Annotated in this window: 6 protein-coding genes and 2 pseudogenes; 1 reads left to right on the top strand and 7 read right to left on the bottom strand. The window is 67.5% G+C overall.

Annotated features, from left to right (window positions below; genetic code table 11):
• The 6 genes and pseudogenes from AAG816_RS27000 to AAG816_RS26975 form a co-directional block, all read right to left on the bottom strand.
• Positions 1-215 (bottom strand): annotated as a pseudogene (locus AAG816_RS27000) (multidrug ABC transporter ATP-binding protein); the annotation flags it as partial.
• Between the two features lie 59 nt (positions 216-274).
• Entirely contained in the window at positions 275-1,351 is a 1,077-nt protein-coding gene (locus AAG816_RS26995) for a siderophore-interacting protein (RefSeq protein WP_341992813.1), read from the bottom strand.
• 3 nt (positions 1,352-1,354) lie between these two features.
• Complete coding sequence (gene fhuB, locus AAG816_RS26990; protein WP_341992812.1) at positions 1,355-3,346, bottom strand: Fe(3+)-hydroxamate ABC transporter permease FhuB; 1,992 nt, start codon at positions 3,344-3,346, stop codon at positions 1,355-1,357.
• Positions 3,339-4,241 carry an ABC transporter substrate-binding protein gene (locus AAG816_RS26985; protein WP_341992811.1) on the bottom strand — a complete coding sequence of 301 codons (903 nt, stop codon included), beginning with the start codon at positions 4,239-4,241 and terminating at the stop codon, positions 3,339-3,341. The genes fhuB and AAG816_RS26985 overlap by 8 nt, the downstream gene beginning before the upstream one ends.
• Positions 4,238-4,360, bottom strand: a complete 123-nt coding sequence (locus AAG816_RS26980) for a hypothetical protein (RefSeq protein WP_341992810.1) — start codon at positions 4,358-4,360, stop codon at positions 4,238-4,240. Before AAG816_RS26980 ends, AAG816_RS26985 begins: the two co-directional genes overlap by 4 nt.
• A 98-nt stretch (positions 4,361-4,458) precedes the next feature.
• Positions 4,459-6,606 carry a TonB-dependent siderophore receptor gene (locus AAG816_RS26975; protein WP_341992809.1) on the bottom strand — a complete coding sequence of 716 codons (2,148 nt, stop codon included), beginning with the start codon at positions 6,604-6,606 and terminating at the stop codon, positions 4,459-4,461.
• A 349-nt stretch (positions 6,607-6,955) separates the two neighbouring features.
• Between AAG816_RS26975 and AAG816_RS26970 the strand changes: the two genes are divergently transcribed.
• Entirely contained in the window at positions 6,956-7,837 is an 882-nt protein-coding gene (locus tag AAG816_RS26970; RefSeq protein ID WP_341992814.1) for an AraC family transcriptional regulator, read from the top strand.
• A 73-nt stretch (positions 7,838-7,910) separates the two neighbouring features.
• On the opposite strand, the pseudogene AAG816_RS26965 reads toward AAG816_RS26970, so the two are convergent.
• Positions 7,911-8,061: pseudogene (locus tag AAG816_RS26965) on the bottom strand (transposase); the annotation flags it as partial.
• Between the last annotated feature and the right edge of the window lie 382 nt (positions 8,062-8,443).

Raw genomic sequence — 8,443 nt, 5'->3', positions numbered from 1 at the left:
AGCCCGGCATTGACCAGATAGACCCCCAGCAGGGCCGCGGCGGCGGCGGCGATCAGGCCCCAGTTCTGGGCGGGGAGCAGATCGTCCACGAACAGCTTCACCGCCATGGGGAAGCCCAGTTCCAAGAGGCCCGAGACCACCGCGCAGGTGAAATCCAGCACGAACAGGCCTTTGTAGGGCCGGTAATAGGCGAAGAACGCACGCAGCAAGGGCATGGTTGATCCGTAAAGGTCAGGGGCGGCCGACGGGCGCCGGTCAGGAGGGCGCGTGCGCATCATTCCCCGATGTCCACGCCCTGATAGCCCCGCCGCCAATAGGCCGCAACCGAGCGGCGGGTCTTGGACAGACCGCGCGCGGTGAGTCCGGCGCGGATGGCGCGGGCGTTGGCCTGCTCGCAGCCGGCCCACACATAGGGATTTGCCGCATCCGGGGGGAGAAGCACGGCGTTCACAGCCGCCGCCAGCAGGGGGGAAGCGCCCGCCGCTGCCCCGTCCCGATGCAGCCAGGCGAGGTCGAGATCGGCAACGGTGCGGATGGCCTGTTCCTCGGCCGCATTCGCCACCTCGATCCGGGCCACGGCGCGGGTGCCGGCGGGCAGCGCCTCCAGCATGCGGGCGATGGCGGGCAAGGCGGTCTCGTCGCCGGCGAACAGATACCAGTCGGCGGCGGGCAGTTCGCCGCCGCCGGGACCCAACAGCCCCACGATACTGCCCGGCTGGGCCGTGCGCGCCCAATCGGAACCGGGGGCGGCGCCTTCATGCAGCGCCACGTCGATGGCCGCCTCGCCGGTGTCGGGATCAAGGTGACGCAAGGTGTAGACGCGCGGCGTCAGGGCATCCGCGCCCTCCGGCCACAGCACCCGTCCATCCGCCTGCGCTGTGGGCCAGCGCGGCATGCGCCCGGCGGGCGGGATCAGCACCCGCACATGCAGCCCGCCCTTGGACAGGCGCTGCACGTCCCCCGTCACCAACACTCGGCGCATGCGCGGGGTGATGGCGAAGGCGTGGCGGACGGTGACCGCCTGGAAATAGGGCAAAGTGGCCCCGGCATCGGCGTCGCCGGTCCAGACGAAGGCTGGGTGCGCGTCATCGGCGAACTGGAACAAGTGCTCGGCGACCACCATCTTGGCGATGGAAAGGCTGCTCTGGGAGCCGCATTCCACCCGGCAGTGCAGCATGTCGGGCGTTGCGGTGAGCAGGGCTTGGCCGAAGGGGCCGGTGATGATGCCGTGATCGGCGGTTCGGGCGACGGTGCCGTGGCTTTCGAAATGGTCGCACAGTTTGGCCAGCATGCCGGCCGGGTCGGCCAGCGGCACCTGGGCCTCGGCCACGAGCAAAGGGGAGGGGACCATGGTTCAGTCGCCTTTCACCGGGCCGCGCCGCAGCAGCCAGATCAGGTAGGGACCACCCACCAGGGCAGCGAACAGGCCCACGGGGATCTGGTAGGGAAAGGCGAGCACCCGGCCCAGCCAGTCCGCCAGCATCATCAGGCCGGCGCTGAGGATGGCGGCGGCGATGAGTTGCGGTGCGCCGCGGACAAGGCCCAGCAGGCGTGCCAGATGCGGGCCGATCAGCCCGACCAGGCTCAGTGGCCCGACGATGAAAGCGGCCGCCGCCGTCATCAGCGCCGCGCACAGCGCAAGAACCAGCCGGCTGGCGCGGACGCTCACCCCCAAGGCACTGCTCACCGCCCCACCCAGGGGAAGGATGTCCAGCCAGCGACCCAGCAGCGGCAGGGGGGCGATCAGCACCGCCGCCGCGACGGCGGCGACGGTCGCCTCCGACGGGCCGACGCGATCGGTGGAACCGGACATCCACACCAGCAAGGTGAAGGCGCGGCGATCGCCCAATGCCAGCACGGCGGTCATGAAGGCCAAGCCCATGGCACCCAGGGCGATGCCGGCCAGCAGCAGCCGCTCCGGGCCGAAGCCGGTCCAGGCGGCAAAGGCGAGGATGGCCAGGATGGCAGCGAGCGACCCGGCGGCGCTGCCGGCGAGCATCAGGGTTAGGCTCGGCGTGGCGGCGAGCAGGAGCACCGCCGCCAGCCCGACGCCGGCCCCCGCGCTCACGCCCAGCACTTCCGGACCGGCCAGGGGATTGCCGGTGAGGCGCTGCATCACCGTGCCCGCGGTCCCCAGTAGGGCGCCCGCCGCCGCCGCTGCGGCGATGCGCGGCGCGCGGAACGGCAGCAAATCGGTGAACATCTCCCCGGTGGCGAGGCTCCAGCCGTCATAGCTACGGCCCAGCACCAGGGCCACGCCCGCAATCAGGATGGCGCCGGCCGTGAGCAGGGCAAGCGCCCGCAATGGCCGGTGCAGTCGGAGCACCGGCGTGGGCGCCGGGGCCGGGCGCTGGCGCACGGACAGGCGGGGCAAGAGCCACAGCAGCAGCGGGCCGCCCAGCAGGCCGGTGGCAGCGCCGGTGGGGATGACATCGGAGAGGCCGTGGGAGGCCAATTGCACCAGCCCGTCGGTAAGCCACAGCAGCAGCCCGCCGATGAGCGGCGCCGCCAGCAGCATGCGACCCTGGGTGCGCACGCCGCTCAAGCGGGCGAAGGCGGGGGCGGCAAGGCCGACAAAGCCGATCACGCCCACTTCGGCGGTGACGCTGGCCGCCAGTCCCACCGCCACCGCGATCACCAGCAGCCGGGCGCTGTGAACCGCCGTGCCGAGGCTGCGGGCGCTGGCATCGTCCAGCCCCAGCACCGCAAGCGGCCGCAGCAGCAAGCCGGCCGCCAGAGCCCCCAGCGCCAGGCGCGGGGCGATCGCCAGCACACTGTCCCAACTTTGCTGGTGCAAGGAGCCGGCGCCCCAGATGAACAATGAGAGCACATATTCGCCATGGCTCAGCACCAAAGCGGCGCTCAGCGCCGAGGCCACCAGCGACACCACCATGCCCGAGAGCACCACGGTCACCGGCTCCAGCCCGCGCTTCCAGCCCAGCAGCAGCACCAGGAACACCGCCGCAACGCCACCGGCCAGTGCCGCGCCCTCGCGGGGGATCTCCCCCACCAGCGGCGCATAGAGAATGGCCAGGGTCATGGCCAATTGCGCCCCGGAGGCGATGCCGAGGGTGGAGGGATCGGCAATGGGATTGCGCAGCACCCGTTGCAGCAGCGCACCCGACAGGCCTAGCGCGGCCCCAGCCAGCAGGGCGATAGCGGCACGGGGCAGTAGGCTCTGCCACAGCAGGATGCGGGTCAGGCTGGGCGCGTCGGCGGTGCCGTCGGGCACCAGCGGGCGGGTGGCGAGCGATATCGCGAACACCGCCACCGCCAGCAGTGCCAGCAGGCTCCAGAGGCCGAGGCGCGGGCGGGCGGGCATCAGGGGATGGGCCATGTCAGCCATGGGCACCGCCGGGTTTTACCCGCGCCATAGCGCCGGTCAACAAGCGGGCGAAGCGCAAGGCCGCGGGCAGGCCGCCGAACGGGTCGATCGCCGCAAGCCGCAGCACCCGTCCGGCGCGCACAGCGGGCAGCGCCTGCCAGAAAGCGCTGGCCGCCAGCATGCGCTCCGCATCGGCGGGCACAGGCGGGATGAGGACGATCCAGGCCTCGCCCACCTGCGCCAGGGCCTCCAGGCCCATGGGGGCGGTGGCGGAATAGCGGGTGGCGGCGGTCCAGGCATTGGCAAGGCCGAGACGCTCCAGCACGGCGCCGAACATGCTGTCGGTGCCGAACACCCGAAAATGGCGGGCGTCGCCCAGATTGATCACCATCAGCGGACGCCCGTCGCCGCCGGCCAACCGCGCCTTGAGCCGGTCCAGTTCGCTCCGGGTATCGGCCACCAGCGCCGCGGCCGCCGCCGTTCGCCCGGTGCGCGCGCCGAGGTCCAAAGCCACCCGTTCGGCGCCCGCAAAAGGCGGCACGCCGCGGGCATAGATGGACAAGGTCTCCACCGGCGCGATCAGCTTGAGTTTCGGCTCCGCCCAGGCGGAAAAATTGGAGGTGAAGATCACGTCCGGCCCCAGCAGCCGCAGCGCCTCATAGTTGGGCGTGCCGCGCAGGCCGATGTCGGCCACGGATGCCGGCACCGGCGGCTCCACCACCACTTGGCGGTAGAGCACCAGCTCGGCGGCGGCGACGGGGGTGACACCGATGGCCAGCAGCGTCTCCAGCAGCGCCCAATCCACCGTCGCCACCCGCAAGGCGGGCGCCGCCCGGGCGCCGCCGAGGGTGGCGAGCAAAGCGCCGGCGACGAAGCCGCGGCGGGTGATGCGGGCGCGTGGAGTGTCCGCGCTCACGGCACATATCCCAGGGGCTCGCCGGGCACCGGATGCGGCAGCACACCCAGGCGGCAGCCATAGACCCGCCCCGGCGTCAAGGAGAAGCGCAGCGGGGCGAGGATCTCCCGCCCAGCCATGGCAAACGCCACATCCTCCGGCGCCCAAACCGGGCCGTCCGCGGCAACCGCGGCGGCATGTGCGGGAACTGGCCGCCGCGGGGAGGGCCAGCTCAGGCTCACCATCGGTAGGTCACCGTGCCGGTGATGGTGCGGCCGTCGCCATAATAGCAGCCGAACGAGCCGCAGGAGGCCACATAGGTCTCGTCGGCGATATTGGCGACGTTGAGCTGGGCCTTGAACGGGCCCTTCTCATAATGGACCGCCGCGTCGAACAGGGTGTTGGCCGCCAGAAGATTGGCGTTGGAATCCAGGTCATAGCGGCTGCCCACGTAGCGCACGCCGCCGCCGAGGCCGAAGCCCTTCAGCGGGCCGCTCTGGAGGGTGTAGTCCAGCCATGCATTGGCCGCGTTCTCCGGCACGTTGGCCGGGCGGTTGCCAGCATTTTGGCCCTGGGTGATCTCCGCATTCATGTAGGTGTAGTTCAGGATCAGCTTCAGCCCGTCGGTGAGGCTGGTGACGGCGGAGAGTTCCACGCCCTTCACATGCACTTCGCCGGTCTGCACCGTGTAGCTCACGCCATTGATCAGGTCCGTGGACTGGACGTTGCTCTGGGTGAGGTCGTAGACGGCGGCGGTGAAGAAGCCGTTCCAGCCCACCGGCTGGTATTTGATCCCGGCCTCATACTGCTTGCCCTCGGACGGCTGGAACGCCGCGCCCCCGAGCGCCGTGGGCATGTTGCCGATCACCGGCTCGAATGAGGTGGAATAGCTGACATAAGGGGCGAGGCCATTGTCGAACAGATAGGTCAGGCCCACACGGCCGGTGGTGGCGCTATCGTCCTGGTTCTGCTGGGTGTTGCCAAAGTTCGAGACGGTGGTGGAATCAACGCTGGCCCAGTCCTGCCGGATGCCCAAGGTGAGCAGCCAGTTCTGCAGCTTCACCTGGTCCTGGGCATAGAGGCCCACCTGATTGAGCGTGCCGTTGACCTTGGACGTGTACCAGATGCTGTCCGGGATGCTCATGCCGTAGACGGGCGCGAAAATGTTGATCGATGGCGCAGTCCCGAATTGCGTCATGGTATCCGTGGTGTGGCTACGTACGTCCAGGCCCACCAGCGCCGTGTGCTTCAGCGGTCCGGTGGCAAAATCGTATTGCAGCTGGTTGTCCATGGTGAACGTGCCGAGGTTCTCCTCATTGATGGAGGTACCGCGGTTGGCGATGAGCGCATTGCTGCTGTCGAGGCCGCTATAATAGAGATTCTGGTAGTCCCAGTTCATCTTCAGATAGCGGGTGTTCTGGCGGAAGGTGACGTTGTTGTCGAAGCTATGGCTGAACTCATAGCCCATGGTCGCCAGCGTGCGGCTGGACGCATTGAAATTGGGGTCGCCGAGATAGAGGCTGCGCGCGGCCCGCAGGCCGTTCAGGGACTGCAAGGTATATTGGTTGGGCAGGCCGACGGTGGCGTCGGGGGTGTCGTACTGGATGCTGGCCAGCACGGTCAGCGAGGTATCGGCATTGGGCCGGAAGGTGAGGGCGGGTGCGAAATAATAGCGGTCGTTGCTCACGTCATTGGTCTGCGAACCGGAATCGCGCACCAAGCCGGTGATGCGATACGCCACGTCCGAGCCCTTGAAGGTGGGGCCGCCGAAATCGAAGCTGCCGGAGAAATTGTCGTAGGTGGCCGCCTGGAGGTTGAACTCGCCGAAGGTTTCCCAGATCGGGCGTTTGCTCACCATGTTGATCAGGCCGCCGGGATTGCCCTGGCCGTAGAGCACCGAGGACGGGCCGCGCAGCACGTCGATGCGCTCCAGCCCATAGGGTTCGATGGCGATGGCGCCCTGGTCGCGCATCAGCTTCAGGCCATTGAGATACTGGCTGTTCGCCGCCGAGAAGCCGCGGATGATCGGGCTGTCGAATCGCGGGTCGCTGCCGAACGGCTGCGAGACCACGCCGGCGGAATAGTCCAGTGCCTGGCCGACGGTCTGCACCGCCCGGTCGTTCATCTGGTCGCGGGTGACGACCGAGATGGACTGCGGCACCTCGACGATGGGCGTGTTGGTCTTGCTGCCGGTCACCGTCTGGCGTGCCACATAGCCCCGTACCGGCCCGGTGGGGCTCTCGGTCTGCCCGTCGGTCTGCACGCTGATGGGGTCGAGGGCGATGGCCGGCGTCTGGGCGGCTTGCTGGGCTTGGGCCGTGCCGGACAGCAGGCAGGCGGGCACGAGGCTGGAGGCCGCGACCCCGAGCAGGAGGAATGTGTGCAAAGACCTATGGTGCCGCATCAGAGCCTACCAATTGACCGATCCGACAGTGTTCGCAGTTCAGAAGTATTCAAATTAAAGTCTGCGTGCCGGATCAATAAGTGCGATAAACGGCTCATATCAACGGAAGTCTAGCGGTGATTGTCGCTTCCTGTTGCGCATTGAACGTTTTTGGTCTGTTATCACCCTATGTGCAAATATGCATCACTTGGAAAGCGGTGCCTGGCGGCCGCTACAACCTCGGCTCAACGCCGCAGGTTGGCATGCGGCAGGGGGCGCGCATGAAGACGTCCTGCTCCACCCCTCGGTCCCGACCTTCGCCCCGTGGCCTTTCCCCGATGATCCTGGCACAATGACGTTCCAGCCCCGCATGACCTCCCACCGGGAGGGGATCACGGTGCTCGAAGACCTGCGCTGGCGTCGCTGGAACGGTGCGGTGGCGGATCTTTGGCATGCGGCCTGCGACGCGGGGGCGCACGGTGAGTATGTCTCCCAGGACGCGCGACTGTTCGTGCTGCTCGAGCATACAGGTAGCGATCTGGAGCTGAAGCTCGGGCCATCCAGTCGTGAGGTACCCGGTGCCAAGGCACCGCAGCACCTCAGCTTTGTGCCCGCCCACATGCCGCTGTGGTCGCGCATGGATGGGCCGATGACCCTGCGCCATCTGGATATTCATTTCGACGTGACGACCCTGGCCACCCGCCTGGGCGAGGATCTGGATGCCGGACGCCTCGCGACTCCGCGTCTACGATTCACCAACGCTCGCATACTCGGGCTGGCGCAGCTCATTGCCGCCGCTTGCGAGGACCCCGATTCCCATCATGAGCTGTATGGCGATGCGCTGATGCTGGCGCTGTTCATCGATCTGATGCAGCTTGGCCGCACCACCCGGCGCAAGCGCGGGGCGCTGGCGCCTTGGCAGCTAAGGCGGGTGACCGATTTTATCGAGGCCAACTGCCTGCGCAGCATCCGCCTGCAGGAATTGGCCGACCTCACCGAGCTGTCGCAATCCTATTTCAGCCACGCCTTCAAGGCAGCCACCGGCCTTGCGCCCTATCAGTGGCACATGAAAGCGCGGATTGAGAAGGTGCAGGATATGCTGGTGGACGCGGATATGCCGCTGACCGAGATCGCGGCCGCCGCCGGCTTTGCCGATCAGGCCCACCTGACGCGGGTGTTCCGCCGCACCCTCGGGGAGACCCCCGGCGCCTGGCGCCGCGCCAATCGCGCCTGATCGGCGGGACGGTCTCGCTCTCGCAGACGGCATCGGCGACTTCCACATTGCGGGCGATCACCGTGGCCATTCATTCGGCGGCCTGCTCCTTCAAGCGTGTTGATCGTAGCCTGGAGGACGCCATTCTAGGCAGCCAGTCATGCCACCGTCCGATCCCCGCGCAGCGCCTCCAGGGCCACATTCGCCTTGAACTCCGCTGAATACCGCTTTCTCTTCCCGAACATCGGGGGCGTTCTTCCGACAGGCCGAAGCAACCCCAGCCCCGCATCCCGGACTGACGTTGCCCCAAGTTTCTATAATCGGACTTGGTCACGCGATAAAAGGCACAAGGCTATGCGAACCGACATCGCCTATAGTGACATCGCTGCCTCGCGGCTGCCGCCAAGTCGCTTGGTTCTTCGAATGACAAAGCACTGCATCCGAATTCTAGAGTTGTTATAAACTATTGGATTTGCACATATAAATTGAAATCTGTATGGCTAGCTTCCAGATGATAGACGGTGCCGTGTGTGCGCCGCGTGTCTACTGAGCTGGGCGGATATTCATGACGGGCGCCATCCTGGGTCTGCTGCATGCCGAAGAAGAGGGGCGCCTCAAGCGCTTCTT

This window comes from Azorhizobium sp. AG788 (genome assembly GCF_943371865.1).
In the GTDB taxonomy this organism is placed as follows: domain Bacteria; phylum Pseudomonadota; class Alphaproteobacteria; order Rhizobiales; family Xanthobacteraceae; genus Azorhizobium.
The sequence above is the reverse complement of the archived record's forward strand: the minus strand, read 5'-3'. Positions and strand labels throughout refer to the sequence as shown.